The organism is Campylobacter concisus (assembly GCF_050447505.1).
Taxonomy (GTDB): Bacteria; Campylobacterota; Campylobacteria; order Campylobacterales; family Campylobacteraceae; genus Campylobacter_A; species Campylobacter_A concisus_BP.
In genome coordinates this window covers 1,796,993-1,822,977 of the sequence record NZ_JALMFZ010000001.1, presented here as the reverse complement: position 1 = coordinate 1,822,977, position 25,985 = coordinate 1,796,993, and the positions used below count along the sequence as shown (strand labels likewise).

At 40.3% G+C, this 25,985-nt stretch carries 30 protein-coding genes; 10 read left to right on the top strand and 20 right to left on the bottom strand.

Annotation, left to right across the window (positions count from 1 at the left end; translation table 11 throughout):
• Positions 1-64 precede the first annotated feature (64 nt).
• The 5 genes from upp (at position 65) to MTT09_RS09180 (ending at position 4,268) form a co-directional block, all read left to right on the top strand.
• The gene (gene upp, locus MTT09_RS09200; RefSeq protein ID WP_004317747.1) at positions 65-691 is read left to right on the top strand and encodes a uracil phosphoribosyltransferase; all 627 of its coding nucleotides are present in this window, start codon (positions 65-67) and stop codon (positions 689-691) included.
• A gap of 9 nt (positions 692-700) precedes the next feature.
• A complete protein-coding gene (locus tag MTT09_RS09195) occupies positions 701-1,207 on the top strand; it encodes a ribonuclease domain-containing protein (RefSeq protein WP_021092069.1) in 507 nt (168 codons plus the stop codon).
• Positions 1,204-1,476 carry a barstar family protein gene (locus MTT09_RS09190; RefSeq protein ID WP_429803599.1) on the top strand — a complete coding sequence of 91 codons (273 nt, stop codon included), beginning with the start codon at positions 1,204-1,206 and terminating at the stop codon, positions 1,474-1,476. The genes MTT09_RS09195 and MTT09_RS09190 overlap by 4 nt, the downstream gene beginning before the upstream one ends.
• Positions 1,473-2,147, top strand: coding sequence for an MqnA/MqnD/SBP family protein (locus tag MTT09_RS09185; protein ID WP_429803598.1), 675 nt, complete (start codon positions 1,473-1,475; stop codon positions 2,145-2,147). The genes MTT09_RS09190 and MTT09_RS09185 overlap by 4 nt, the downstream gene beginning before the upstream one ends.
• A gap of 285 nt (positions 2,148-2,432) precedes the next feature.
• Positions 2,433-4,268, top strand: coding sequence for an aryl-sulfate sulfotransferase (locus MTT09_RS09180; protein ID WP_429803597.1), 1,836 nt, complete (start codon positions 2,433-2,435; stop codon positions 4,266-4,268).
• 58 nt (positions 4,269-4,326) lie between these two features.
• Here the strand turns inward: MTT09_RS09180 and MTT09_RS09175 are convergent, their stop codons facing one another.
• The 10 genes from MTT09_RS09175 to gatC are packed head-to-tail and all read right to left on the bottom strand — an operon-like array spanning position 4,327 to position 12,439.
• Positions 4,327-4,923 carry a hypothetical protein gene (locus MTT09_RS09175; RefSeq protein ID WP_429803596.1) on the bottom strand — a complete coding sequence of 199 codons (597 nt, stop codon included), beginning with the start codon at positions 4,921-4,923 and terminating at the stop codon, positions 4,327-4,329.
• 27 nt (positions 4,924-4,950) lie between these two features.
• On the bottom strand, positions 4,951-5,739 hold the full coding sequence (locus MTT09_RS09170) for a shikimate dehydrogenase (protein ID WP_103644801.1): 789 nt from the start codon (positions 5,737-5,739) through the stop codon (positions 4,951-4,953).
• Positions 5,736-6,629 carry an SPOR domain-containing protein gene (locus tag MTT09_RS09165; RefSeq protein WP_429803595.1) on the bottom strand — a complete coding sequence of 298 codons (894 nt, stop codon included), beginning with the start codon at positions 6,627-6,629 and terminating at the stop codon, positions 5,736-5,738. The genes MTT09_RS09170 and MTT09_RS09165 overlap by 4 nt, the downstream gene beginning before the upstream one ends.
• Before the next feature lie 9 nt (positions 6,630-6,638).
• Complete coding sequence (locus tag MTT09_RS09160; RefSeq protein WP_429803594.1) at positions 6,639-7,181, bottom strand: DUF1882 domain-containing protein; 543 nt, start codon at positions 7,179-7,181, stop codon at positions 6,639-6,641.
• Positions 7,181-8,425, bottom strand: coding sequence for a serine hydroxymethyltransferase (locus tag MTT09_RS09155; protein WP_429803593.1), 1,245 nt, complete (start codon positions 8,423-8,425; stop codon positions 7,181-7,183). The genes MTT09_RS09160 and MTT09_RS09155 overlap by 1 nt, the downstream gene beginning before the upstream one ends.
• A complete protein-coding gene (lysS, locus tag MTT09_RS09150; protein ID WP_234409671.1) occupies positions 8,422-9,930 on the bottom strand; it encodes a lysine--tRNA ligase in 1,509 nt (502 codons plus the stop codon). Before lysS ends, MTT09_RS09155 begins: the two co-directional genes overlap by 4 nt.
• 4 nt (positions 9,931-9,934) lie before the next feature.
• Entirely contained in the window at positions 9,935-10,402 is a 468-nt protein-coding gene (locus MTT09_RS09145; protein WP_429803592.1) for a Fur family transcriptional regulator, read from the bottom strand.
• Between the two features lies 1 nt (position 10,403).
• Positions 10,404-11,015 carry a CvpA family protein gene (locus MTT09_RS09140; protein WP_103558726.1) on the bottom strand — a complete coding sequence of 204 codons (612 nt, stop codon included), beginning with the start codon at positions 11,013-11,015 and terminating at the stop codon, positions 10,404-10,406.
• Entirely contained in the window at positions 11,015-12,148 is a 1,134-nt protein-coding gene (locus MTT09_RS09135; RefSeq protein ID WP_429803591.1) for a type IV pilus twitching motility protein PilT, read from the bottom strand. The genes MTT09_RS09140 and MTT09_RS09135 overlap by 1 nt, the downstream gene beginning before the upstream one ends.
• Before the next feature lie 3 nt (positions 12,149-12,151).
• Positions 12,152-12,439 (bottom strand): Asp-tRNA(Asn)/Glu-tRNA(Gln) amidotransferase subunit GatC, encoded by a 288-nt coding sequence (gene gatC / locus MTT09_RS09130; protein ID WP_021085025.1) that lies wholly within the window; start codon positions 12,437-12,439, stop codon positions 12,152-12,154.
• Between the two features lie 124 nt (positions 12,440-12,563).
• Here gatC and MTT09_RS09125 point away from each other — a divergent pair, with 124 nt between their 5' ends.
• From MTT09_RS09125 to hisG, 5 genes are read left to right on the top strand one after another with little or no spacing between them, the layout of a single operon-like run.
• Positions 12,564-13,127 (top strand): hypothetical protein, encoded by a 564-nt coding sequence (locus MTT09_RS09125; RefSeq protein ID WP_149714010.1) that lies wholly within the window; start codon positions 12,564-12,566, stop codon positions 13,125-13,127.
• Positions 13,127-14,134 (top strand): L-seryl-tRNA selenium transferase, encoded by a 1,008-nt coding sequence (locus MTT09_RS09120; protein ID WP_148803526.1) that lies wholly within the window; start codon positions 13,127-13,129, stop codon positions 14,132-14,134. Before MTT09_RS09125 ends, MTT09_RS09120 begins: the two co-directional genes overlap by 1 nt.
• A complete protein-coding gene (locus MTT09_RS09115; RefSeq protein ID WP_429803590.1) occupies positions 14,131-14,463 on the top strand; it encodes a hypothetical protein in 333 nt (110 codons plus the stop codon). Before MTT09_RS09120 ends, MTT09_RS09115 begins: the two co-directional genes overlap by 4 nt.
• Entirely contained in the window at positions 14,450-15,079 is a 630-nt protein-coding gene (locus tag MTT09_RS09110; RefSeq protein ID WP_429803589.1) for a type III pantothenate kinase, read from the top strand. The genes MTT09_RS09115 and MTT09_RS09110 overlap by 14 nt, the downstream gene beginning before the upstream one ends.
• Entirely contained in the window at positions 15,076-15,690 is a 615-nt protein-coding gene (gene hisG / locus MTT09_RS09105; protein WP_429803588.1) for an ATP phosphoribosyltransferase, read from the top strand. The genes MTT09_RS09110 and hisG overlap by 4 nt, the downstream gene beginning before the upstream one ends.
• A 610-nt stretch (positions 15,691-16,300) precedes the next feature.
• On the opposite strand, the gene MTT09_RS09100 is transcribed toward hisG, so the two are convergent.
• The 10 genes from MTT09_RS09100 to tupB form a co-directional block, all read right to left on the bottom strand.
• A complete protein-coding gene (locus MTT09_RS09100; RefSeq protein WP_429803587.1) occupies positions 16,301-17,626 on the bottom strand; it encodes an aminotransferase class V-fold PLP-dependent enzyme in 1,326 nt (441 codons plus the stop codon).
• An 87-nt stretch (positions 17,627-17,713) separates the two neighbouring features.
• Entirely contained in the window at positions 17,714-17,902 is a 189-nt protein-coding gene (locus tag MTT09_RS09095; RefSeq protein ID WP_002941192.1) for a hypothetical protein, read from the bottom strand.
• Between the two features lie 25 nt (positions 17,903-17,927).
• Positions 17,928-18,671 carry a winged helix-turn-helix domain-containing protein gene (locus MTT09_RS09090; protein WP_429803586.1) on the bottom strand — a complete coding sequence of 248 codons (744 nt, stop codon included), beginning with the start codon at positions 18,669-18,671 and terminating at the stop codon, positions 17,928-17,930.
• Positions 18,664-19,446, bottom strand: coding sequence for a formate dehydrogenase accessory sulfurtransferase FdhD (gene fdhD, locus MTT09_RS09085; protein WP_429803585.1), 783 nt, complete (start codon positions 19,444-19,446; stop codon positions 18,664-18,666). The genes MTT09_RS09090 and fdhD overlap by 8 nt, the downstream gene beginning before the upstream one ends.
• A 219-nt stretch (positions 19,447-19,665) precedes the next feature.
• Entirely contained in the window at positions 19,666-20,307 is a 642-nt protein-coding gene (fdh3B, locus tag MTT09_RS09080) for a formate dehydrogenase FDH3 subunit beta (RefSeq protein WP_009294800.1), read from the bottom strand.
• 1 nt (position 20,308) lies between these two features.
• Positions 20,309-23,134 carry a formate dehydrogenase subunit alpha gene (locus MTT09_RS09075; RefSeq protein ID WP_429803584.1) on the bottom strand — a complete coding sequence of 942 codons (2,826 nt, stop codon included), beginning with the start codon at positions 23,132-23,134 and terminating at the stop codon, positions 20,309-20,311.
• 30 nt (positions 23,135-23,164) lie between these two features.
• Positions 23,165-23,338: a twin-arginine translocation signal domain-containing protein gene (locus tag MTT09_RS09070; RefSeq protein WP_021085020.1), complete on the bottom strand. Its 174-nt coding sequence runs from the start codon at positions 23,336-23,338 to the stop codon at positions 23,165-23,167.
• Positions 23,328-24,023, bottom strand: a complete 696-nt coding sequence (locus tag MTT09_RS09065; protein ID WP_103614305.1) for a TorD/DmsD family molecular chaperone — start codon at positions 24,021-24,023, stop codon at positions 23,328-23,330. Before MTT09_RS09065 ends, MTT09_RS09070 begins: the two co-directional genes overlap by 11 nt.
• Before the next feature lie 245 nt (positions 24,024-24,268).
• Positions 24,269-25,222 (bottom strand): tungstate ABC transporter ATP-binding protein TupC, encoded by a 954-nt coding sequence (gene tupC, locus MTT09_RS09060; RefSeq protein ID WP_429803583.1) that lies wholly within the window; start codon positions 25,220-25,222, stop codon positions 24,269-24,271.
• A 9-nt stretch (positions 25,223-25,231) separates the two neighbouring features.
• Positions 25,232-25,924: a tungstate ABC transporter permease TupB gene (gene tupB, locus MTT09_RS09055; protein ID WP_429803582.1), complete on the bottom strand. Its 693-nt coding sequence runs from the start codon at positions 25,922-25,924 to the stop codon at positions 25,232-25,234.
• Between the last annotated feature and the right edge of the window lie 61 nt (positions 25,925-25,985).

Below are 25,985 nucleotides of genomic sequence, written 5' to 3'. Positions count from 1 at the left end.
AATTCTCCTCTTGGCATTTTGTAAAAGACAAACCTTGTAAAAACAGTAAATTTAAGGACAAAAAATGCAAAACGTGAAGCTCATCTCACACCCATTGATCGAGCATAAATTAACAATCTTACGTGATAAAAACACCCAGCCTTTTCAGTTTCGCATGCTAGTTGATGAGATCAGCTACCTTATGATCTTTGAGGCGACTAGAAATTTAAAGGTAAAAGATGTCAAAGTCCAAACACCAGTTGCGGTGGCAGACGCAAAAAGACTAACTACAAAGGTGATGATATGCCCTATTTTAAGGGCTGCTCTTGGCATGCTTGATAGCGTCTTTACCATCATACCAGATGCGAGCGTTGGCTTTTTGGGCTTTCAGCGAAACGAAGAGACAGCGCAGGCTGAGTTTTTCTACGCAAAGCTTCCAAAAGACGCAAAAGAGCGCATGGCCATCATCATCGACCCTATGTTTGCGACTGGTGGCACGGCGATAGACGCGGTTAAGTTCTTGCGTGAAAAGGGCGTTAAAGAGATCAAATTTATCTCTATCATCGCTGCACCTGAGGGACTAAAGAGATTTAGTGAAATTTACCCAGACGTCGAGGTATATACGGCATCGATCGATGAGAAACTAAACGAGAAAAACTACATCGTTCCAGGTCTTGGTGACGCTGGCGATAGAGTTTTTAACACTCTTTAAGGGCTAAATTTGAATAAAAGACTTTTGCCAGCCTTAGTTGCCTTTGTTATTGCCATCATCATCGGCACCTTCTTTTTTTCAAAAGAGGGCGGTGAGGCAAATAAAAACGCTCAAATTTTACTTGAGCAGCTTAATAAAGAGGGGCAAAAGAGCCAAAGCCTCGCAGAAAATGGCTCATATACCTCAAAAGACGAGGTCGCACTTTATATCTATAAATTTAACAAGCTACCAAAGAATTTCATAACCAAAAAAGAGGCACTTGAACTTGGCTGGGACGCAAAAAGCGGAAATTTATGGCAGATAAGCGGTGGCAAAAGCATCGGTGGGGATAGATTTTCAAACCGAGAAAAGAGGCTGCCTGAGGCTGATGGTAGAAAGTGGTTTGAGTGCGATGTAAATTATAATGGCGGCAGGCGCGGCGCTGAGAGAATTTTATACTCAAACGACGGGCTTATCTACTACACGCCCGATCACTACGAGCATTTTTACCTGCTTTATGAGAAGAGGATGCAATGAAAAGCGTGATCTTAGATGCTAAAAAGATGCTCGAAAAAGAAAAAATGCATGAGTATTTTGCTAAGAAATTTGACCTGCCAGAGTACTACGGCAAAAATTTAGACGCGCTCTTTGACTGCCTTTGCGAGATAAATGAGCCAACGCTCATAAAGCTAAAAAACGAAAATGCTTTGGATGATGGCACAAAAGAGAGCTTAACCCAGCTATTTCGTGATGTTTGCAGTGAAAACGCGCTAGTTAAATTTGAGCTTGTAAAAGATGAAAAATGATATTTGGAAAGATTGATTATCTAAATTTACTCCCATTTCACGTATTTTTAAAATCAGCCCCACTAAGCTCTCAGATAAAAAAGGCTATCGAGTTTAAAAAGGGCGTGCCAAGCAAGCTAAACAGAGCCCTAAATGCCAGAAAGATCGACGCTGCGGTCATATCAAGCATAGCTAGCAAAAAGGCAAATTTAAAGAAGCTAAATTTTGGAATAGTCGCCAAAAAAGATGTAAAAAGCGTGCTTGTGCGCAAAAACTCAGCCCCAAAGCCAGATCCTGCCTCAGCTAGCTCAAACGCCCTAGCCAAGGTGCTTAAGCTAAATGGCGAGGTGATCATAGGTGACAGAGCGCTAAAGGCATACTTAAATGAGGGCAAAGAGTACTTTTACGACCTTGGTCAAATTTGGCACGAAAAGACAAATTTGCCCTTTGTTTTTGGTAGATTTTCTTACGTAAAAAATGGCTCGTTTTACAAAAAGCTAGTCGCAAAATTTTTACAAAAAAATGTAAAAATCCCAAATTATATATTAGCCCAGTATGCCAAAAGCCGCGACATAAGCGAGCAAGATATCAAGTGGTATTTGAAATTTATAAGCTACAAGATCGGCCCAAAAGAGCAAAAATCACTCCGAAAATTTTTTAAAGAACATAGGTTTTTAAGAGAGGTAAAGTAAGTTAAATTTACTAGCATTATTTCTTTGCTATATTTGACCTTATAAATGGCGAAGATAACGAGGCTCGATACGCAATTTAATAAATTTTAAATATATTTTTAAATTTTAAGCTAGTATTAACTTTAGCGTGAAATTTATGTTATAAAGATTTACTACAATTACACACAAAGCAAATCATTTTTGTTATTCCTTTTACTGATTTAAGCCTTGGTTTTTGCCAAGGCTTTTTCTAAATTTTATAAGTCTTACGAGTAAGGTTTATAAAATTTATCTAAAGGAGATGTTATGAGAAAGACTTTGTGTTCTGTTGCGCTTGCTTCTGCACTTTGTACGGCTGCTTTTGCCATTGGTGGTCCAAGCGGAGCTAAACTTGACTACGCTATAACTGGGCAGATCGGCGAAGTAGTGGTAAATCCTTACGACACAGCGCCTCTTACTGCAGTCATCAAAAATGGCGGCTACACACTAAGCAACGCTAAGGTCACTATCGTGCCAAAACAAGGCGGTCAAACTATAAGCTACAAAGTGGCTGACAAGCATCTTCGCACACATGGTGGCATCCCAGTTTTTGGTATGTACCCTGACTATCAAAACACCGTTGAAGTCGAGTACGACAAGAGCTACAAGGGCAAGACTGAGCATATAAAAGAGAGCTATAAAATTTACGCCCCAGCTATCTACCTAGAGAGTGCTGGCACGCCAAATCAAAAGGGCGCGCTATTTGATAAGATCGAGGTTACTAAGCCTGCGAGTGCTAAATTTGCAAACCGCCTCTACTACGTAAATAACTTTGTAAATAAAACAGGCAAGGGCACAAAAGTCGTTTGGAACAACCCAGCTGGCGGTGCGATCGAGTGGAACTACAGCCCAAATAACTTCATCCTTGATACAAAAGGCGAGGTTAGATGGTACCTTGAGCCAAGTAAAATTTACGATCTTAAACAGCCATTTCACGCTGGTGTAATGATGGGCTTTAAGCAAAATGACGACGGTGCGATGACTTGGGGATATGGCCAAAGATACGCAAAATACGACATCATGGGTAGAGAAATTTTCAACCGCGAGCTACCAGCTAGCTACAACGACTTCTCTCACTCAATGGATGTAGCACAAAACGGGCACTACTTCTTGCGTGTGGCAAATGCTGACTACAAAAGGGCTGATGGTAAAAACGTAAGAACAGTGCGCGACGTGATCGTCGAGCTTGACCGCGACGGCAACGTAGTTGATGACTTTAGACTATATGAAATTTTAGATCCTTACCGCGATATCGTGCTAAAAACGCTTGATCAAGGCGCAGTTTGCTTAAATATAGACGCTAAAAAAGCAGGTCATACTGCAAGCTCTGATGAGCTTCAGTCTATGGATACACACGATCAGTGGGGCGACATAGTTGGCGCAGGTCCAGGACGCAACTGGGCGCACGTAAATAGCGTGGATTACGACCCAAGCGATGATAGTATCATCATCTCAAGCCGCCACCAAGACGCAGTTATAAAGATCGGCCGTGATAAACAAGTAAAATGGATCATGGGCGCTCACAAGGGCTGGAGCGATAAATTTAAAGATAAACTACTTCAACCAGTTGATAGCAAAGGCAACAAAATAGTCTGCGAAGATGAGTACTCAAAATGCCCAGGATACGAGAGCGACAAAGGTGGCTTTGACTGGCAATGGACGCAACACACGGCATTTAGGATAGATAGCAAGTCTAAAAAAGGCGAAATTTATCTAAGTGTTTTTGACAACGGCGACACGAGGGGCATGGAGCAACCAGCCATCGCTGGCATGAAGTACTCTCGCGCGGTCGTTTATAAGATCGATGAGAACAAAAAGACCGTTGAGCAGATCTGGGAGTACGGCAAAGAGCGCGGCAAAGAGTGGTATAGCTCAGTTACTAGCCTTACGCAGTATCAAGATGACCTTGATAGCGTGATGGTCTATTCAGCTGTTGCTGGCATGCAGTTTGACATCGCAAAAGGTCGCCCAGTAGGACTTCCTAGCCCACACATCGATGAGTTTGAGTGGGGCGCAAAAGAGCCTAGCATCGAGATAAAGATGACAAATGCTATGGGCTATCAGGCGTTTCCATTTAGCTTGCAAAAAGCTTTTGAGAAATAAAAATTTTCCTCCTTTGCTTTGGCAAGGGAGGCTTTTTGGTTTTGTGTGATTTTAAAATTTATTTGCTATTTTGCTCTTTTAAAACAACCTTTGCATTTTTCCCTTTTTTACAAAATTCCAGAAATTCTCTTCCATTTTTTGTATCGTCATTTAGCCCTATGCATCCAAAACCTCTCTCATCATGCGGATAAAGTGCTAAATTTAGGCTTGGAAAGATAAAAAAGCACCACTCATTTAAGGAGTATGTGTAGAGCATGAGTAGTTTAGCCAGATCTTTGATCTCATCAAATTTCAAAGCATCTATCCTAAGGCAGATGGCAGGTAGCAAAATCTCACCATCTAAACCAAGGTCAAAGTGCTCATTTAGCTCTTGCAAGATGCCTAGCTTTTTAAATTTATCGTGCAAATGTTTTATTTCAAGCGTTTCATCGCTCAAGTTAGTATCGTCGTAGTTTAAGGCGCTTATGACAAATACCTCTTTTTTAAATTTATTAAAATATTTATCAAAAAGCTTTAGCGCGGTATCTACACCAGAAGCCCAGCTTTCATCCTCTATCTCAAAAAAGCCTATCCAGTTTTTAGAGTGGCTAAAGGAGTTAAAATTTATATCGCTAAGCTTTAGAGCCTTATTTATCAAGCTTGATGATTTTTCCATTTTGTTTAATGCACTCTTGCAAGAGCTCTATAAACTAAGAGCCTCTCGCATAGAAATTTCTATCTTTTTCTCATCAAGGCTGCTGTTATAAAATAAATTTAATGCTAAAACCGCTTGGTACAAGAGCATATCAGCTCCGTATTTGCATGCTAAATTTTGCCTTTTAGCCTCTTTTAAAAATGGCGTTTGCTTGCCGTATATCACATCAAATGCAAATTTAGCGCTTTTTAAAATGCCATCTAAAATCTCTTTTGGTGCTGGCAAAAGATCATCTTTTAGCCCTGCTGAGGTCGAATTTACCACCAGATCAAATTTATGCTCTTTATAGTCATCCCAGCTAAAGCACTCATAGTGATCTTTAAATTTATCAAGTCTTGCCTTGCTTCTATTTAGTATGCAAACATCTATGTTTTTCGATCTAAGTGCGTAGGCTAGGGCATTTGCGGTGCCTCCAGCTCCAAGGATGATAGCGCTTTTTGCCTCTTTGAAATTTGATATCGCTTTTAAAAAGCCAGGTGCGTCAGTGTTGTAGGCATAAATTTTCTCATTTTTTAGCACCAAGGTGTTTGCAGAGCCTATTTTTTGGGCTGTCTCTGAGGCGTCGTCGGCTAAATTTAGAGCAAATTCTTTATGTGGGAGTGTGACATTTGCGCCGTTTAGTTTTAGGGATTTAAATTTATTGATTAGCTCATTGCCATCTTTTAGCAAAACCCTAGTATATAGGGCATCAAGAGCTAGATCGGCAATGGCTTTGTTGTGTAGTCTTGGAGATACCGAGTGAGCTATCGGATCTCCAAAAACTGCGAAGGTTTTCATTTTGCTCTAAAGACAAAAGCGTCTTTATTGACATCTTTTCTTATGTCATTTACAGCTTTTTGTAGCCCTTTTTCATCAAATGGACCAACTAAAATTTTAGTTAGCTCGCCAGCTTTTATAGTTTTGTAGCTATAACCTTTGGCTGCTATTTTTTTCATATAGTCGGCATTTGGGTTAAATTTGCTAGTTGCAAATACTTGAACATAAGAGCCTTTTGCAACGCTCTCGGCTTTTGCTGGAGCTTCAACTTTTTTCTCCACTTTTTCTGCTTTTGCAGGAGCTTCAACCTTTTTTTCTACCTTAGTTTCAGGTTTTTTCTCAGCTTTAGTTTCAGCTTTCTTCTCTGCTTTTGCCTCAGTTTTGGCTGGCTTTGCTTCAGCTTTTTTCTCTGCTTTAGCTTCGCTTTTTGTTTCAGCTTTTTTAGCTGGAGCTTCTACCTTTGTCTCAGCTTTTTTAGGTGTTTCAGCTGGATGCTCGACAGCTTTTACTACCTCTTTTGGCTCTTCAGTTTTAGGAGCTGATTTTGCACCTTCTTTGTCTTTTAGCTTTTTGATCATATCTTCAAAATCATCTTGTTGCTTGTTTTCAGGCACGATAGGCACTTGCTCGAAAAGTTGAGTATCGCCTTTTTTAACATCTGAATTTGTATCTTGTGCAGGCACCTGTGTATCGACTGGCTGCTCTGCTGGCACTGGAGGCAGAACTAGTCTTGAGTCAGCTTCGTTTTGTGCTTGTGTTGAGTCGCCTGAGTTTATAAGCTTCATGGCTACGATGATGATTAAAAATAGTATAACAAGAGCTGCTATAAACATAAGAAGTTTCTTTAGTTTCGCGCCCTTTGCCTCATCATCTTTTTCTAAAAGTATATCTTTTAACTCTTCGTTTTCCATTATCTCTCCTTACATATATTTTGACCAACTTGCCCCGCGCTCTTTTTGATAGAGGTTATATGGCAAAGTTAGGATGTTAAATTCTTTTGGCATGTCGATATTTGGGAACATTCTCCACTCTTTGGCTAACTTTTGTGAGAGCTTTGCGCTTAGCATATTTGCAAGCGTACAAGCCTCATTTAGCGTAGTGTGACCTTTATGCACATAAAGGTGTAAATGTCCTGGCGTCTTGGTCTCGTAGGCTGTGAAATTTATAAAGCCTTCTTCTCTTAAAAGAAGTTGAGCTCTATGCCAAAACCTATCTGGAGTTCTGCCGTTGTAGTCAAAGACTATATTTTCGACCTTGTCACTTGCATTGATTAGCGAGTGGGCGATTATAGCTTTGCCCTCTTCATGCTCTTTTATGACACTATAAGTTAGTGGTTCGTTGATCTTTTCAAATTTATCAAAGAAAATTTTACCCTTATACTCTATCTTATTGACGATCGTGTCACGTTTGATGTAGTAGTGGGTTGTTATTATCTTTATAAGAGATGTATCAATACTTTGCATCAAAATGTCGCTTTATCATAGATTATAAATTTATGAGCAAGATCGACTAGTTCGGCTTTTGTCTTCTCTTGCAAAGAGGTGTTGTTAATATCGCTTAGAACGTCGGCGATCTTGTTTGCTATTAGCTCAAATTCAGCCTCTTTCATGCCACGAGCTGTAAGAGCTGGGCTACCTACACGTATGCCGCTTGTGATAAACGGACTTCTTGTCTCACCTGGGACTGTGTTTTTATTTACTGTTATGCCGGCATTTCCAAGAGCGATATCTGCGTCTTTTCCACTAAAATCGCGGTTTAAGAAGCTCATTAGGATTAGGTGGTTATCAGTGCCGCCACTTACTAGATCAAAGCCTCTGCTTATTAGCACTTCGCCAAGTTTTTTAGCGTTTGCTTTTACTTGTTTAGCATAAATTTTCCACTCAGGGCTAAGGTTGTGCTTAAAGCCAACTGCTTTTGCAGCGATGACATGAACTAGTGGTCCGCCCTGGATGCCTGGGAATATAGAAGAGTTTATCTTTTTAGCGTACTCTTCGTTGTTTGTCATGATGATGCCGCCTCTTGGGCCTCTTAGAGTTTTATGCGTAGTTGAGCTTACGACGTCGCAGTGTGGGAAAGGATTTTGATGCTCACCGGCTACGACTAGGCCAGCGATGTGGGCAACGTCTGCAAAAAGTATCGCGCCAACAGCGTCAGCTATCTCTCTAAATTTCTTAAACTCGATCTCTCTTGTGTATGCGCTCGCGCCACAAACGATCATCTTTGGTTTTACTATCTTTGCGATATCCATAACTCTATCGTAGTTTATGCGACCATCAAGCTCAACGCCGTAAAAGAAGCTCTCATACATCTTGCCAGAGCTGCTTACCTTTGCGCCGTGTGTTAGGTGTCCGCCGTGGCTTAGATCCATGCCTAAAATTTTATCGCCTGGGTTAAGCAAAGCACCATAAACGCCTTGGTTTGCCTGAGAGCCTGAGTTTGGCTGAACGTTTGCAAATTCGCATCCAAAAAGCTCTTTGCATCTATCGATCGCGATTTGCTCGATCTCATCGACAAATTCGCAGCCACCATAATATCTCTTGCCAGGGTAGCCTTCGGCGTATTTGTTTGTTAGGATTGAACCCATCACCTCCATGACTTCTGGATATGTGAAATTTTCGCTAGCGATCATCTCAAGGTGGTCACACTGGCGTTTTAACTCTAAATTTACTAGGTCGTAAATATCTTTATCATAGCTTTGCAAACTCATTTTTCGTTCTCCTTTGTCTCAGTTTTTAGTGGCCTCATCGCTGGGAAGAGGACAACGTCGCGTATTGATTTTTTATCTGTTAAAAGCATGACAAGCCTATCGATGCCTATGCCTTCGCCTGCAACTGGTGGCATGCCGTATCCTAGGGCTTTTACATAGTCCTCGTCCATCTCGTGAGCCTCGTCATCGCCTGCATTTTTAGCGTCGATCTGCGCTTTAAAGCGGTTGTATTGATCAATTGGATCATTTAGCTCGTTAAAGCCATTTGCCAGCTCTCTACCAGCGATAAATAGCTCAAATCTCTCTGCTACGTCAGGATTTGTGTCGCTTCTTCTTGAAAGTGGGCTTATAGAGATCGGATAGTCGATGACAAAAGTTGGGTGTATTAGCTTGCTCTCTACGTAGTTATCAAAAAGTTCAGCCTGCAAGTGGCCAAGGTCAAGCTTCTCGTTTGCCTCAAAGCCATCAGCTCTTAGTTTTGCTAAAATTTTATCTTTATCACTTACGACATCTTCAGCAAGTCCGCCTATCTCAACTAAGGCTTTTTTATAGCTTATGCGTTTAAATGGCTTGCTAAAATCAATCTCCATGCCATCAAAATTTATCACTTTCTCCATGCCAAGTTTTTCTAAAATGACATTAAATAGATCCTCTGTGATGCCCATTAGATCATGGTAGTTGTGGTATGCCCAGTAAAACTCTATGCTTGTAAATTCAGGGTTGTGGGTTAGATCCATACCCTCATTTCTGAAGTTTCTATTCATCTCATAAACAGCTTCAAAACCGCCAACTACAAGGCGTTTTAGATATAGCTCGGGAGCGATTCTTAGGTATCTCTCAACTCCAAGAGCGTTGTGAAATGTCACAAATGGTTTTGCATTTGCGCCGCCAGCTATTGGGTGAAGCATCGGAGTTTCAACCTCTAAAAAGCCCTTTTCTTCAAAAAATCTTCTAATCGTGCTTATAATCACCGAGCGCTTTTTAAAGTCAGCCCTAACTTCAGGGTTCATTATCATATCAAGGTATCTTTGGCGGTATCTTGTCTCTACATCAACTAGCCCGTGGTACTTCTCTGGAAGCGGACTTATTGATTTTGTAGCTAAGCTAAGCTCATTTACATGCATTGAAAATTCGCCAGTTTTTGTTATAAAAGCGTAGCCTCTAACATAGACGATATCGCCTATTTCTACATATTTCTTAACGATTTTAAACCACTCTGGATCAAGCGTCTTGTTGCTAAAATAAATTTGTAAATTTCCATTTTCGTCTTCGATGTTTGCAAAGACCGCTTTACCAGCGTCACGGATCAGCTTTATCCTGCCTGCAAGGCCAACTAGCTGCCCCTCTGCTTTTTTCTCTTCTGTATCTTTTATATAGTTAAATTTAAGTCTAAATTTAGAGATATTCATATCTCTTCTAAGAAAATGTGGATATGGATTTATGCCTAAATTTCTAAGCTCATCTATGCTTTCTAATCTTTGAATTTCGTGTTGGTTGTCAAATATCACCTTACTTTCCCTTTATATTATTTTTTGAACATTTTTCGCAAATTCCATAAAGCTGCATCATGTGACCAGTTAGTTTAAAGCCATGCTCTTTTGCGATGCTTATCTGCCTTTTTTCTATCATAGTATCTTCAAACTCTATGATAAGGCCGCATTTTCTGCATATCATGTGGTCGTGGTGTGGCTTTGTGGCAAGCTCAAATTTCTTGCCTTGCGAACCAAAGCTAATAGATGTTACCATCTCTGATTCTTCAAGTAAATTTAGCGTTCTATAAACGGTTGCGATGCCGATATTTAGCTCAGGGTAGGTCTCTTTTATAAAAAGATATAGCCTCTCTGGCGTAAAGTGTTCGTCGTTGTTATAAAGCGTTTTTAGCAAAATTTCACGCTGTTTTGTATATTTTAAACCATTGTCGCGAAGAACTCTTTTAAATTTCTCAAGTAACGCATCGTATTCTAAATTTTCTATCATCTCACTCCCCTTTGGTGACGTTTGTGTCGGTATTTGTGCTCGCATTTGCATCCATTGATATAAACGCGTCAGTTTTGTTTGTATCCTTTGGTCTTGCTACCATTTCGTCTATTTCGTTTTTGATATTTTTCATATCGACGTTTGTTATCCATCTGCCAGTCTCAAGTAAAAGCGGATAAACCTTGCTGTTTGTAAAGTATGGCTCGATCATTTTGTTTAGCGAAGTGCCTGACATCACGGCAACAACTGCTGAAAATGTGAGGAAAATTTTGCCACTTCCCATGACAAATCCACCAAGCCTATCTAAAAAGCCAAGCCCACTTACTGAAACTATCTTTGATAAAAATTTACCAACCAGCAGACAAACCAGCCAAAAAACTAGCCAAAGTCCGATAAATGCGACAAACTGCAGCAACGAAGCATTTTCAAATTTATATATATTTTTACTTATAAAACCCTCAGCCACATCTGAAAACCTGCTAGCAACAACTAAACCTCCGATAAGTCCGATGAGCCCAAAAGTCTCTTTTATGAGGCCATTTATTATGCCCTTTACGCCCAGCATCAAGACAAGGGCGATAATGATAATGTCAAACCAAGTTACTAAATCCATCATACAGTTCCTATTAAATTTTGAAGTTCTTGCTGGCTAGTTGAGTAGGCTAGCGCGTTTTCTTTTGTGATCAAGCCCTCTTTTAGCGCTTTCATCAGTGCTTGAGTCTGCGTGCTCATGCCAGTTTGTTGCTGATTTAGCTGCATTTGAGAGTAAATTTGATGCACTTTGTTTTCGCGTATCAAGTTTGATATCGCCATGTTATTTATCAAAATTTCATGTACAGCACACCTTCCGCCGCCTATTTTTGGTATCAGACTTTGTGAGATGACGGCAGTTAGCGAAACGCTAAGCATATTTCTTACTTGAAGCTGCTCGCTTCCATCGAAGCTATCAACGATCCTATTTATAGTTTGTATAGTCGAGTTTGTGTGAAGCGTGCCAAAGACTAGGTGTCCAGTCTCAGCCGCTGTAATGGCTGTAGAGATCGTCTCTCTATCCCTCATCTCGCCCACAAGTATGATATCAGGGTCTTCACGAAGTGCAAATTTTAGCGCTTTTGAGTAAGAGTGCGTGTCGGTGCCTATATTTCTATGTGAAAATAGCGCTTTTTTGTTGTTATGTACAAACTCAACTGGGTCCTCAACGGTAATGATGTGCTTTCTATAATTTAAATTTATCTCATTAAGCATCGCCGCAAGCGTTGTTGATTTACCACTGCCCGTTGGTCCAGTAACTAGAATAAGGCCTTTTTCTCGTTTGATGATATATTTAAAAATTTGTGGTGCATTTAGATCATCAAGCGAAGGTATATCGATAGGTATGATACGAAAAGCTGCCGCTAGATCACCATTCATCGTGTAGTAGTAGTTGCCACGAAAGCGGCCGATATTTGGAAGCTCTATGGCAAAGTCAAGCTCTTTGTTGTTCTCAAGCTCGCTTTTTTGGGCGTCTGTGATAAGCGCGTAGCATAAATTTTCTATATCTTTGCCACTTAGCACGCCAAATTCAAGTGGCCTTAAAGTACCATCTATCCTTATTTGTGGCTCAGACCTTGAGACTAGGTGAAGGTCACTAGCTTTATTAAAAACAACGGTTTTTAGAAGCGTTTGGATGTCACCAGAGAGATTGCTCTCTGATGCTTTGATTTGAGCGTCCGAGCTTTGTGCTCTTAGTTGTTCGATTAGATCCATATTTTACTCTATGATCTTTGGCACGGCAAAAAAGTGTCCTTCGCGTGAAGGGGCGTGCTTTAAAATTTCATCTACAACGTCACTTAAATGTGGTTCATCTTCTCTTAATGGAGTGCCGCCTTTTATAGAGCTAACTACGGCCTCATCGCTGCTTAGATCAAGCTCGTTTAAAACATCGACAAAAGATACGATTTCACTTAATTGCTTCTTGATCTCTTCTCTTTTTTCATCATTAATTTGTAATGCTGAGAGTTTTTCTAGTTTATTTAAGAGAGTGTCGTCTATTTGCATTATTAAGCAACCTTTTAATTGATTTTGAGGCATTATATCACATTCAAGCTTTAATTTTGGGCTACTTTTAATTTAATTATGCTAAAATCTGCGAATTAAAATTTTTCAAAAACAAGGAAAAACGTTGGCTATAAAAGAAGACTTAACCGAGATAAAAAAAGAGATCGACGCTCAAGAGCAGTTTCTTGAGGGTATGATCAAGGGAGAGCGTTTTTTTAGGAAATACAAAACTTTGCTGATCGTGCTATGCGTGGTAGCTATCGTCGCACTCATAGGATTTTACGCTAGTAAGGTTTTAAACGACAACAGAGTTGAGGAGGCAAATTTAGCCTATTCAAAGCTTATCTTAAACCCAAATGACGCAAGTGCTTTAAATGTTTTAAAGGAGAAAGAGCCAAGCTTATATGCACTTTTTTCACTTGGGCAAATGCTCGATAAAAACGATACAAAAGGCATTAGCGAGCTTGTAAATTTAAAAGTAAATCCGATCGTAAAAGATATCATTCTTTCACAAACTGGCGATGCGAATACTCAAATTTTAAGCGAATATAACGCACTTTTAAAAGGTTTTGAGCTTTTAAAACAAAACAAAATCAAAGAGGCAAATGTGGAATTTGACAAGATCGCACTTGACTCACAACTACAAACTTTAGTTAAAAATTTAAAACACTATCAGGGAATAAAATAATGAAAAAACTTACACTATTCTTGGCATTTGCCATGGCTTTAGTTCTAAGCGGATGCGGCACAAAAAGACAATATTTTGAGCCTGCGCAAACTTCTGGTGAGATATCTTTGTCAAAAGATCTTCCTTCTTACATCAAATCAGCAAATGCAAATGGCGCAACGCTTGATAATGGCAACATAATCACTAAAAATGGGCTAAATAAAAGCGTTACCTTGCCTGAAAATTTCAACTTCTTAAACGAAAACAATGGCTTTGTCATCTCAGCTAGCATAAATGGCGATCTAAACGTGACTGATCCTAGCGGTCACAGCGTTTATAGCGGTAAATTTCCAACTGCGATCGTAGCAGCCTCGCTTGATCAAAACCAACTTGCGGCCATCAGTGCATCAAACCACATCTATCTAATCGACATCAACACAGCTACTACACTAATGGAGTATAGCTCATCTGACATCGCTGCGGTTGATTCAAGAGTTGTGGCACCTTATTTTATGAGCTCGCTCATCGTATATCCAGCACTAGATGGCAAAATTTACATCGTGCAAAAAGATAGTGGTAGAATTTTACGTGACGTTGTCGTAAGCTCTGAAAATTTCTTTAATAACATCATATTTTTAGGCGTTGAGGGCGATAACCTAATCGCAGCAACAGCTAAAAAACTAATCGTCATCAACCCAAGTCAGACAGTCTATTATGACGGCGAGATCAAAGATGTGCTAGTTCATAACGATGAAATTTACATCTTTAAAAAAGATGGCACGATCGTAAGAACAGACCTCATGCTAAAAGAGCAAAATAAGGTAAATTTCAAATTTGCTATCTTCTCAGCAGCTACTATCATCAACAATAAGCTTTATGTCATCGAAAAAACAGGCTATGTTATAAAGACAAATTTAGACCTTAGCGGAGCTGAAATTTATGAATTTAGTGACGAGATAAAAGATAAAAGCTTCATGGGCAATGGTGCATTTTACTACGATAACGAGTATGTTAATCTAGGGCAATGAACCAAAAAATTTGGGAGCTTTTCGAAGCTAAAAAGATCTTGCTAAGGGATCTAAAAAGACTTGACCTTAGCGAATTTACCAAGAAACGCTCTTTTGAAGCGTTTTTTGGTGTTGATACAAAAAATTTCTACGAGATCGTTTTTTTAAGAAGTGCAAAGAGCAGGCTTTTGCTCAAAGAAGCCAGCGAGATAAATGAAATTTGCACTAAATTTGAAGAAAAATTTCAAACCAAGATCAAAAAACGTGTGATCTTTTACAACTCTCAAATTTGCTCAAAATCCCTAAACTACTTAAAAGAAGAAGGCTGGAGCTGTTATGATTTTGTGTGATATCGGCAACACCAACGCCTCTTTTTTGCAAAATGGCAAGATCACACACATAAAAGTTAGTGAATTTAAAAACTACAAGCCAGACGAAAAGGTCTATTTTATCTGCGTAAATGAAGAAATTTTGCGCATGATAGATGATGACGAAATGTTTGTAAATTTAGAGCCTTACTTTGAGATAGACACGATCTATCAAGGTCTAGGTGTAGATAGAAAAGCAGGGTGCTATATGATAAATGATGGTGTTATAGTAGATGCTGGAAGTGCTATAACCGTCGATATAATGGCAAACTCACTTCATCTTGGCGGCTACATCTTGCCTGGCATCTCAACTATGTTAAATGCCTATAAAAGCATCTCGCCACGCCTTGATGTGACGCTAAATTCGCAAATAGACATCGATGCGTTGCCTCAAAAGACGAGCGACGCTGTGAGTTATGGCATCATAAAGCCCATTATCACGCTTATTTCAAAGTTAGCAGGTAGTAAAAAAGTCTATTTTACTGGCGGGGATGGTGACTTTTTGTCTAAATTTTTTAAAAATGCCATTTGCGACAAGATGCTGATCTTTCGCGCCATGCAAAAAATAATCGATGAGAAAAAGGAAATTTTAAAATGATAACAGTAGCCTTGCCAAAGGGCAGGATCGCAGAAGATACACTTGAAATTTTTAGAAAAATTTTTGGTTCGAGCTTTATGTTTGAGGATAGAAAACTCATCCTTGAAGAGGGAAATTTTAGATTTTTAATGGTTCGCAACCAAGACATACCAACATACGTCACTGAAGGAGCTGCAGATATCGGCGTGGTCGGCCTTGACGTGCTTGAAGAGCATAAGCCAAATGTAGTGAGGCTACTTGATCTGCAAATAGGCAAGTGCAAGGTCTGCATCGGCATAAAAAACAAAGATGAGCTTGACTTTTCAAGGTCTGAGTTAAAGATCGCTACTAAGATGCCAAATATCACGAGAAACTACTTTGCCAAGCTTGCCGTTGGCGTGAAGATCATCAAGCTTTATGGCTCGATCGAGCTTGCACCGCTTGTTGGGCTAAGTGACGCAATCGTCGATGTGGTAGAGACAGGCTCAACCATGAAGCAAAATGGGCTAAAAGTGGCTGGCGATATCATGCAAAGCTCAGCCTATCTGATCGCAAATAAAAATAGCTTCATCATCAAAAAAGATGAAATTTTGGAGCTTTATCAAAAGATAAAAGATGAAATTTCAAAGTAAAATTTGAAATTTTGGCTTCTAAATTTAAAAACGCCTAAATTTATCCACTTTGAAGTTAGTAAATTTAAGTTCATAGGGTATTAAATTTACACGGCTTACTTTGTCTAATTTTTTAAAAAACTTTGCTATTAAAATTTGGGCAAATCAAAAGTCGCAGCCGCTACTAAATTTACAAGTTAAATTTGAAGTTATTTGGTTGGGTTTGTGTGTCGCTATGATAGGTTTTAGTTTTATAGTCAAATTTTATTTTGGCGTGATGAAATTTGATGTAGATGAGGCAGGTTTAAATTTAAAAAAACTAATTTTACAGAAGCTACTTAAAGCAAAGCGTTTAAATTTCAAAACCTATTTTTAAAAGACTTTGCTATTAAAATTTGGGCAAATCAAAAGTTGTAACCGCCACTAAAGTTACAAGTTAAATTTGAATATTTTTATTGAGTAGTGGAGTAGGTAAGCTTTATGGTTAGGCTTGTGGGCTATCTTAAATTTTTATTTCAGACCGACTAAATTTTATATAGGTAAAGCCAGTTTAAATTTAGAAAACATAACCAATGTCGTAGAGGCTGTTTAAAAGCAAAACGTTTAAATTTCAAAACCTAATAAATTTAGCCTAAATTTTCCCGCCAAACATTTCATACATCGCTTTTTCTTCGCCCCAAAGCTCGCGGTGCTTTTTGATGGACGACTTGATAGCGTTTACGAGATAGAGCACGTCCTCTTTTGTATGCGTGTAGTGCATGCTCACCCTTACAAAACCTGGTTTTTTCTCTAAGATTTTATTCTCTTTAAGCCCTAGCAGATCAAAAGCGTAAGGCCCAGCGCACATCACGCCAGCGCGACTTTGTATGCCGTAGTCGTTGCTAAGTGTTGCGGCAAAGTCATATGGCGAAATGTCACGCACATTAAATGAAAAAATAGGCAGTTTTTCTGCACTTTTAGGACCATAAATGGTGATATCTTCGATGCTGCTAAGCTCTTTTTCAAAGAAATTTGCCAGCTCCTCTTCGCGTGCTTTGATATTTTCCACTCCGACACTTGCTTGCAGGCTGTAAGCTAGGCTTGCTCGCACCAGCCCCAAGATAGATGGCGTGCCAGCCTCTTCAAGCTGCTCGGCATTTTTTATAAAAAGGTGCTTTGATGGCGTCGCAATAGCGATAGTGCCACCACCTGCAAAGCTTGGGATATCGCTTGTATAAAGCTCTTTTTTGATCGCCAAAAGACCACAACTCCCAACTCCTCCAAGTAGCTTGTGGGGCGAGAAAAAGGCTGCGTCAAAGTAGGCGGAGTCTAAAATTTCATGCGAGCTGGTCGCTGCGCAGTCAAATGCCACCACCCCGCCAAATTTTTTAACGAGCGAGTAAATTTTCTTGTAGTCAGTTTTCACACCTGTGACGTTTGAGGCGGCGCTAAAGCAAGCGATGATCTTTCTTTTTGCGTTTAGTTTTAGCGTCCTCTCAAGCATCACGTAGTCTATCTCACCGTTTTCATCAAGCAAGGTGCGCTCGCAGTCGCAAAGCCCTTCACGAAAGCTGATCTCGTTTGAGTGGTGCTCATAGGGGCCAACAAGCACGAGTGGTAAATTTACGCTTCTTAAATTTGCTTCGCCGATCAAGGCTCTTGTTGTTGGTGGCAGATAAATTCCCATTATCTCTTGAAATTTCTTTATCGCAGCCGTTGCGCCTTGACCTGTTGCTATTAGATAAAAGCTCTCATCAAGTCCCAAAAGCTCCTTTAGCTCAGCCCTTGCGTTTTCATAGCGTTTTTGCGTTAGCACAGCGCTTGAACTGCTGTCTGAGTGAGTGTTTGCGTATGTTTTTAAAAATTTTGAAATTTCATCTTCGATAGGCGCATAGGCAAGACCTGAGGCCGTGTAGTCAAAATAGTAAATTCCATCTTTTAAAATGATATTTTTTCTTACTTCATCTATGGTTGGCACGATTTTCCTTTTGGTTAAAAGCGCGATTATAATGAAATTTTGTATAAAGTGAGGTTACAAGCGGGCAGGGCGCCCACTCGCGTGTGTTTATTTGTTTAAGAAGTTTTTCTCTAACCACTCGTTAGCTTTTGCTTCACTCTCAAATCTTTGGCTCTTAGCAACTTGGTTTGCACCCTCGTAGAAACGGATACGAATACCGTCTTGAACGCTATCGATCTTGATTCTAGTGATCTTATCTTTGTTTAGATAAGTCCTGTCATTTAGTTTTACATACATGTTTTTCTCCTTTTAAAAATTTGGTTTATTTTTTATCGTTTTTCTTCTCGTCTTGTTTTAAAAATAGCTCTTTAAAGCGCTTATTTGCGTAGTCTTCGATGTCATTTTGAAGCTGTTTATAAGCGTTTATGAGCTCATGGGCCCTATCATTTAGCGTAGTGCCAGCGCTATCTCCGCCACCTTGCTTGGTCGTAAAGAGATCTTCTTTTAAATTTTTTTGCAAAATTTGTAGGTGCGACCAGCATTTTTTATAGTTCATACCTAAAATTTCAGCTGCCTTTGATATCGAGCCAACCTCGGCTATAACGTCTAAAACCTCGGTTTTGCCCTTGCCAAATATAAGCTCGCCTTCGTCGTTTTCTATCCAAGTCTTTGTCTTTACTCTCATCTTTTTGCCTTTCTTTTCCTTAAAACAGCCTAGCTGACAGTACTTCACGTCAAAGCCGTAGTCTCTAAGCGTCGATCGCATGGTCTTTAGCCCGCCGTTAGCCGCCGCCATATCCCTTGCATCTTTGCAAAAAACTCTACCCTTTTCGTCGCTCACTTCTTTTAGTTTTAGTGACAATGTAAATTTACCGCGGTCTTTATCTAGGGCGCCAAACTGCCCAAGCTCGCAGTTGTCTATCTTGATGCCAAGTCTGGTTGCCTCGTCGCTTACCTCGCCAACCTCTATGCCAAGCTTGTTTGCGATCTTAAAAGCCGTTCCGCAGTCAAGTTTGCCGCTTTTATTTAGCGTTTGTTTTATTAGCTCTTCTAAATTTTTACTCATAAATTCTCTCTTCGCCGCTATAAACGTTGATATTTTCGCCCCTTGCAAAGCCACAAAGCGTCAGCTCAAATTTACGAGCGATCACCACGCCAAGGCTAGTCGGTGCTGTCCTTGAGATAAGCGCTGGCACCCCGTGCATAACAGCCTTTGCGACCATCTCTGAGCTAAGCCTGCCACTCACCATCAAAAATGAATTTGCTAAGTTAGCTCCGTCTAAAACAGCCTTGCCAACAGCCTTGTCTATCGTGTTGTGCTGAGCGATATCCTCACCTATGTAAAATTTATCTTCGCTCACAAAAAGCTTTGCCGTATGCACGCAGCCAGTCATCTCATAAAGCTCGCACTGCGTGTAGAACTCACTCATTTGAGCAAGGATCATATCTTTGTTAAATTTAGCCCCGCTTTTTACAGCTCTTGCCGCCATCGCTTGTGGGTCGATATTTGCCGTTGAGCTTCTGCCACAGCCACTTATTATGACCTTTTCTTCGTCAAACTGCTCTAGCCGTTTTTTATTCACTTTGGCGCTTACATAGACGCTTAACTCGTCGCTTGAGAGCCTAACTTCGGCTATGTCCTCTGGCTTTGTGATGACGTTTTCACTGATCAAATAGCCCACAGCAAGCGCCTTTTGATCCGTTGGCGTTGCCATAACGGCACCAAATTTTTTGTCATTTATGTAAATTTCAAGCTTGATCTCACGCACCAAGATATCATCAACCTGCGCTTTTTGCTCGCCTTTATATTTGATGATCTGCGTTTTATAAATCGGTTCCATCTTGCTCCTTGAAGTTTTCACAAATGATAGCCCAAAAAGCTAAATTTAATTTTGGATTGTAGTAAAAACTTGCTTAAACAAAGCAAAAAGCTTAAACACATTTTGATACGAAATAAACGTTATTGTAATTAAAATTTGATATGCAAAATAGGCATATTTCTTAAAGTATAAAATTAGAGAAAATAACAAATTTTATAGGTGCAAAAAGCACCTATAAATTTACGCTTTTAGTTTTAGTCTGTCGCCAGCGTAGTAAGCGATCTTCCAAACAGTAGTTTGTTTTAGGTTCTTTTCGCCGTAACCTCTTGCAGCAACTCTGTCATTGTAGATTTTTTCGATCACATCTGACTCGCCAACTAGTAGAGCTTTTGTAGAGCACATCGCAGCACAAACTGGCACCTTGCCCTCAGAAATTCTATCTTGTCCATATACTTCGCGCTCTTCTTCACTATTAGTTGGTAGCGGACCGCCTGCACACATGGTACATTTATCCATTACGCCTCTTGCACCAAAGGCACCATCTTTAGGGAATTGTGGCGCACCAAATGGGCAAGCATATAAGCAGTATCCACAACCTATGCAGATATCTTTATCGTGAAGCACGATGCCATCAGCTCTGATGTAGAAACAATCAACCGGACAAACAAGCGAACAAGGCGCGTCTTCGCAGTGCATACATGCTATTGACGTTGAAATTTCTTTACCTGGCACACCTTCATTTAGCGTTATAACGCGGCGTCTTCTAACGCCGATAGGTAGTTCATGAGCTTCATCACATGCTACTGCGCAGCCGTTGCAATCAATGCATCTATCTGTGTCGCAGTAAAATTTAAGTCTATTGTTATCGTTAAATGCGCTCATATTATGCCCTTTCTATGCGGCAAAGACCGCCTTTTGTTTCTGGAATTTGAGTGACTATGTCATATCCGTAGTTTGTTACGGTATTTGCGCTCTCGCCAACTGCAAAAGGTCTTGTTCCCTCAGGGAAATTTCCAGTCATATCAACACCTTGCATATATCCAGCCCAGTGGAATGGCAAGAAGATCATATTAGGCTTAACCGATGGCACGATCCTTGCGCGAACCTTGATCTTAGTGCCCTCAGGTGAATGAACCCAAACAAAATCCCAATTTTTAATGCCATGTTTAGCCGCTAGCTCTGGGTGGATGTCGGCAAACATCTCAGGCGTAATGCGTGATAGATACTTACTAGCACGCGTCTCCATACCAGCACCACTGAAATTTACGAGACGAGCTGTAATAAGGTTGATAGGGAATTCTTTTGAGAAGTCCTTACTTTGTTGCAAGCTCTTATACTTCGTATATACGCGGTAGTGATTTGGTTTATCCTCAAAGCTTGGATATTTTTGCGCAAGATCTTGACGCTGTGAGTGGATAGGCTCTCTATGCTGAGGTATCTGATCAACAAATGTCCAAACTATCGCTCTAGCACGTGCATTGCCGTATGGAGCTATGCCCTTTTGCATACATTTTTCAGCGATTATGCCACTGCCATCAGTCGCCCATGTAGCGCCCATTTTTTCGCGCTCTTCATCTGTAAGTTTTATACCAAGAACCTCTTCGATATTTTTCTTAGTTATCTCAGGATATCCGCCATTTATCGCACCTTGTGCTGGAGCAGAGCCCTCAGCGGCAAGCTGATTAACGCCGTTATGCTCTAGGCCAAAGCGGTTTCTAAATCCCATACCACCTTGCATTACTGGTTTGCTTATATCATATAAATTTGGACTACCAGGGTGCTTTTCCGTCCAGCAAGGCCATGGCAAGCCGTAATACTCACCAGCTACATCAGTGCCCTCTTTGCCCATAAGTGTTTTTTCATCAAATTTATCCCAGTTCTCTTGGTGGCGTTTTAGGCGTTCAGGTGTCCAGCCTGTAAGTCCGATACTTTTTACGATATTTGCTATCTCGCGTGTAGCAGCTTCTGGCCACTCTATTTTACCATCAGCGTCCCTTATAGTGCGAGTTAGCTCATCATAGAAGCCTATGCGTTTAGCTAGTTCAAATAAAACTTCATGATCTGGCATGCTCTCATAAAGTGGCTTACATACTTGGCTTCTCCATTGACCACTTCTGTTTGTAGCTACGACTGTGCCGCTAGTTTCATATTGAGTTGCTGCTGGGAGAAGATAAACGCCATCTTTTTTATTAGTGATAACGCCAGCATCATTTACAAATGGATCCATAAGCACTAAAAGCTCAAGCCCGTCAAGACCCTCTTGAACCTTTGCTTGCTGTGCAGTAGATGTTATGCCGTTACCTATAACTACAAGAGCTTTTAGGCTATCGCCTGCGTTTTCGATAGCGTCGTTGCCATCTTTGCCATCAAGCACACCAGCCCACCAGCGAGCTAGGGTAAATCCAGGCTTCATCATCCACTCTGGTTTTACGAAATTTCCTTGTAGCCACTCGTAATCCACCTTCCACATTTTGGCAAAATATTTCCATGTAGCTTCGTTTTTAGCGTAGTATCCAGGCAAGCTGTCAGGTGCGTTTGCCATGTCGCTAGCGCCCTGAACGTTGTCGTGGCCTCTTAGGATGTTGCATCCGCCGCCACTTACGCCCATGTTGCCAAGAACTAGTTGCAAGATCGGAGCTATACGAGTATTTGAGCTGCCTATTGTGTGCTGAGTTAGACCCATCGCCCAAACGACTGAGCCAGGGCGGTTTTTAGCATAAATTTCTGTGATCTCTTTTAGCGTTGCAGCGCTCACTCCAGTCACATCTTCAACAACTTCTGGTGTCCATTTTGCAGCCTCTTTGCGGATCTCATCGATGCCGTATGTGCGCTCATCTATAAATTTCTTATCTTCCCAGCCATTTTCAAAGATGAGATTCATCATCCCATACATAAATGGTATGTCTGTGCCTGGGCGAATTTGTGCGAAATAATCAGCCTTTGCTGCGGTTCTTGTATATCTTGGATCAACAACGATCAGCTTTGCGCCATTATTCTCTTTTGCTTTTAAAAAGTGTCTAAAGCCAACTGGGTGATTTACCGCTGGATTTGCACCGATTATAAAGATAGACTTCGCGTTTTGGATATCTCCAAGGTGATTTGTCATAGCTCCATAACCCCACGTATTCGCCACACCGGCGACTGTTGCGCTATGTCAAATTCTAGCTTGGTGATCTAGGTTGTTTGTCCCAAACATCGCAGAGAATTTACTGATGTAGTAGCTCTGCTCGTTGCTATCTTTTGCTGATCCTAAGAACATTACTTGCTCTGGATTTTTCTCGCGGTAAGCTTTTAGCTTTGCACCGATCTCGTCAAGTGCTTGCGTCATAGAGATGCGTTGCCACTTGCCACCAACTTTTTTCATCGGATATTTTACACGGCAGTGTGAGCGCACCATATCGATAACGTCTGCACCTTTACAGCAGTGACCACCAGCACTTACTGGGTGATCTTGTGCTACTTCTTGACGCACCCATACACCATTTTCTACCTCTGCTAGCACTCCGCATCCTACAGAGCAAACTGTGCAGACAGTTTTTACTATTTTTGAGTCTGGAAATGGGTTTGCCATCTCTTGAGCTGTTGCTTCTCTTGTGACATTGCTTGCTGCAAAGCCGGCCGCGCCACAAGTACTTGCTAATGCAGCCATTTTTAAAAACGATCTACGACCGATGTTGTTTGGCGTAGTGTTTAATCTAGCTTCAGACATTTTCATCCTTTCTTAAATTTCTATCAAATTTTATTTTGCTTGTTTGTAGTAAAGTTCCCAGTATTTGCTTCTTTTGTAAAGCACTTCGGTCTTTTTACTCTTTCCTGATTTTAAATTTTCATTAGCATTTGCTGCTACAGCACCGCTTGCTGCTACAGCGCCAACTAGACCGACTTTTTTTAGAAATTCGCGTCTATTTTGCATATGTACCCTCCGTTCTTAGTTTTCTTATCCTATTTTTTTCTCTTCTTATGCTTTCAGATCTTGAAAGACCATCGCTCTTTTTGTGGTCTATCTTGACTGGTTTTGGTGAGTTTAGTGCCACGCGCTCAAACGCGATAAATTCGTTTAGCAAAACGGCCACATCCTTGTAAATTTCACTATTTTTATGCTCATATAAATTCTCTATAAACTCATCAATGTTTGGATTTATAATATTTTTAAAAAGCTCCTCTTCGCACTCGTCAAATTTACCGATAAACTCGTTCATAAGTGTAAAGACAAAGCCTACATTATCTTCATTCTCTTTAAATTTACTCTCATCTCTTCTGATGTTTGTCTTAGCCAAAATTTTACGCACATCAGCACAAGCATGACCCACTTCATAACCCTCATCGTAAAAAGAGAGCGAATTTCGAAGCGGACTTGGCGGAGTGTGAAAAATGTCATCAAATTCGGTGATCAAATTCTCTGGATTTTTTTCATTAAATTTACTTTTTATATTTGCAACAGCTCGCGATACTTCATCGTTTAGGCTGTATTCTTCTATGAGATCAAGCATTTTACTAAGACCATCAAATCTCTTTTCATCTTCACTAAATACGAAGAATTTAGAGAAAGTAGCGTAGTAAAGTTTTCTGCCAGCTGCAAATTCCTCTTTTGTGCTCACCTTTTTCCTTAAATAGTTTTTTAACGACACTGAAACTATACAATTAATTGCCTTATTAATGTGGCTTAAAATAAAATAAATTAGAAAAGTTAAAAAAAGCTTAAATATGCCTTATATGCATATTTAAAAACGCCATTTTTAGGGAGTTATATAAGATATGATTTTTTAGCAGGATTATTAAAATTTAGCTATTTTTTGATATCCATTTTTAAATTTGGACTAAATTTAAAGAGTGGGAGTAAATTTTACTCCAAAGCTAACATAGAGCCATCTTCAAATTCTAAAAATACCCTCTCGCCGATCTTTGTAATTTCATCATCGTGGCTAAAAATTTTGATCAAAAAGTCGCCAACTTTGACCTTCAAAAGCTTTTCATCACCCATGTAGAGCGAGGCCGAGTGCAAAATCCCTGAAATTTGACCCTCACCACCTATTTTAGAAATTTTTATCTTGCTTGGGTTGATCGTGATTTTACTTTTGCCTTTAAAATTTAAAGGCAAATTTAACTTTGCTTCGTCGCCAAAGCTTAGCACACCATCCTCTATCTCGAAGATATTTTTGTATTCAAACTCGCAGACCTTGCCTTTGTGTAAAAACACGCACTCGTTTGCTAGCATGCTAAGCCACTTCTCGTCGTGACTTGCGATGACAAAGCCGCAGCCATATCTCTCGTGCATCAAATTTATGGCCTTGCTAAAGAGCTTTGAAGTGCCGATATCAACGCTATTTGTCGGCTCATCAAGCAGATAAAATGGCACCCTTAAAGAAAGTGCAAGTGCAAATGCGATGCGCTGCGTCTGACCAGAGCTTAGCTCAAAGTGGCGCTTGTCTAAAAATTTCTCATCAAGTCCCACAAGAGCGAGTGCTTCGCTGGTTCGCTCCTCAAATTCGCTTAGTAAATTTCTACTTTTTAAAATGGCTTTGAAATTTTCTCTAACACTTCTTTTTAAAAGGGCAGGCTCAGGCAGCAAAACGCAAATTTTACGCAGCATTTCAAGGCTTGGCCTATTTTCACCCCAAAGTGAAATTTCGCCACTATCTTGGCTTTGCAGGCGTGAGAGCACTCTTATTAGCGTGCTTTTGCCACTGCCATTACTGCCCATTAGAGCGGTTATCTTTTTAGTATTTATATCAAGGCTTGGGATATTTAGGATCTCGCTTTTGCCGTAGCTTAGGTGTAAATTTCTTATCTTTATCAAAATTTGCTCCTATTTATCTAGTTTTTTGAGCGCAAAGATCGCTAAATTTACTAAAAATGCGATGAATATCAAAACCATGGCAAGCGCAATACCCATGGCAAATTCGCCCTTGTTCGTCTCAAGCGAAACGGCTGTGGTGATCGTTCTAGTAAAGTACTTGATGTTGCCACCTATCATCATCGCAACGCCCACTTCAGCCACGATCCTGCCGTAGGCGGTGGCGATAACGACCATAAGGGCGTAGCGCAGCTCGTAAAGCACACAGCAAACTAGCCTTGCTGGCGCAAGGCGTAAATTTAGGATAGTTAGATAGTGCTTTTTCTCCATATTTTCAACCACGCTTGCAGTAAGCGAGATGATGATAGGAAGGGCAAGCACAAACTGACCCAGCATGACCGCTTTTAGCGTAAAGAGTAAATTTAAGCTGCCAAGCGGGCCGTTTCTAGTGATAAATGCATATAAAATAAGACCGATCGCAACTGTTGGCATGGCAAGAGCCGTGTCACTTAAAAGGCGTAAAATTTTGCGGCCCCTAAAGTCATAAAAGCCAAGCATGAAACCAAGTGGAAAGCCCACAATAACAGCAAGAAGTATCGACACGCTTGATGTGTAAAGGGTAGCCTTTATGGCTGAATATGTTTCAAGGTTGCCGTTTAAAAGTAGATTAAAGGCTTCTGTAAAGCCATTAAGTAAAAAATCCAATTATTCTTTCCTAGCATATTTCTTAAGATTATTTTAAATGTGCTATAATATCACAATTTTT

Coding starts and splice junctions, on each gene's coding strand:
- upp (WP_004317747.1), top strand. CDS start 65: ATGCAAAACGTGAAGCTCATCTCACACCCATTGATCGAGCATAAATTA.
- MTT09_RS09190 (WP_429803599.1), top strand. CDS start 1,204: ATGAAAAGCGTGATCTTAGATGCTAAAAAGATGCTCGAAAAAGAAAAA.
- MTT09_RS09185 (WP_429803598.1), top strand. CDS start 1,473: ATGATATTTGGAAAGATTGATTATCTAAATTTACTCCCATTTCACGTA.
- MTT09_RS09180 (WP_429803597.1), top strand. CDS start 2,433: ATGAGAAAGACTTTGTGTTCTGTTGCGCTTGCTTCTGCACTTTGTACG.
- MTT09_RS09175 (WP_429803596.1), bottom strand. CDS start 4,923: ATGGAAAAATCATCAAGCTTGATAAATAAGGCTCTAAAGCTTAGCGAT.
- MTT09_RS09170 (WP_103644801.1), bottom strand. CDS start 5,739: ATGAAAACCTTCGCAGTTTTTGGAGATCCGATAGCTCACTCGGTATCT.
- MTT09_RS09165 (WP_429803595.1), bottom strand. CDS start 6,629: ATGGAAAACGAAGAGTTAAAAGATATACTTTTAGAAAAAGATGATGAG.
- MTT09_RS09160 (WP_429803594.1), bottom strand. CDS start 7,181: ATGCAAAGTATTGATACATCTCTTATAAAGATAATAACAACCCACTAC.
- MTT09_RS09155 (WP_429803593.1), bottom strand. CDS start 8,425: ATGAGTTTGCAAAGCTATGATAAAGATATTTACGACCTAGTAAATTTA.
- MTT09_RS09145 (WP_429803592.1), bottom strand. CDS start 10,402: ATGATAGAAAATTTAGAATACGATGCGTTACTTGAGAAATTTAAAAGA.
- MTT09_RS09140 (WP_103558726.1), bottom strand. CDS start 11,015: ATGGATTTAGTAACTTGGTTTGACATTATCATTATCGCCCTTGTCTTG.
- MTT09_RS09135 (WP_429803591.1), bottom strand. CDS start 12,148: ATGGATCTAATCGAACAACTAAGAGCACAAAGCTCGGACGCTCAAATC.
- gatC (WP_021085025.1), bottom strand. CDS start 12,439: ATGCAAATAGACGACACTCTCTTAAATAAACTAGAAAAACTCTCAGCA.
- MTT09_RS09120 (WP_148803526.1), top strand. CDS start 13,127: ATGAAAAAACTTACACTATTCTTGGCATTTGCCATGGCTTTAGTTCTA.
- MTT09_RS09115 (WP_429803590.1), top strand. CDS start 14,131: ATGAACCAAAAAATTTGGGAGCTTTTCGAAGCTAAAAAGATCTTGCTA.
- MTT09_RS09110 (WP_429803589.1), top strand. CDS start 14,450: ATGATTTTGTGTGATATCGGCAACACCAACGCCTCTTTTTTGCAAAAT.
- hisG (WP_429803588.1), top strand. CDS start 15,076: ATGATAACAGTAGCCTTGCCAAAGGGCAGGATCGCAGAAGATACACTT.
- MTT09_RS09095 (WP_002941192.1), bottom strand. CDS start 17,902: ATGTATGTAAAACTAAATGACAGGACTTATCTAAACAAAGATAAGATC.
- MTT09_RS09090 (WP_429803586.1), bottom strand. CDS start 18,671: ATGAGTAAAAATTTAGAAGAGCTAATAAAACAAACGCTAAATAAAAGC.
- fdhD (WP_429803585.1), bottom strand. CDS start 19,446: ATGGAACCGATTTATAAAACGCAGATCATCAAATATAAAGGCGAGCAA.
- fdh3B (WP_009294800.1), bottom strand. CDS start 20,307: ATGAGCGCATTTAACGATAACAATAGACTTAAATTTTACTGCGACACA.
- MTT09_RS09070 (WP_021085020.1), bottom strand. CDS start 23,338: ATGCAAAATAGACGCGAATTTCTAAAAAAAGTCGGTCTAGTTGGCGCT.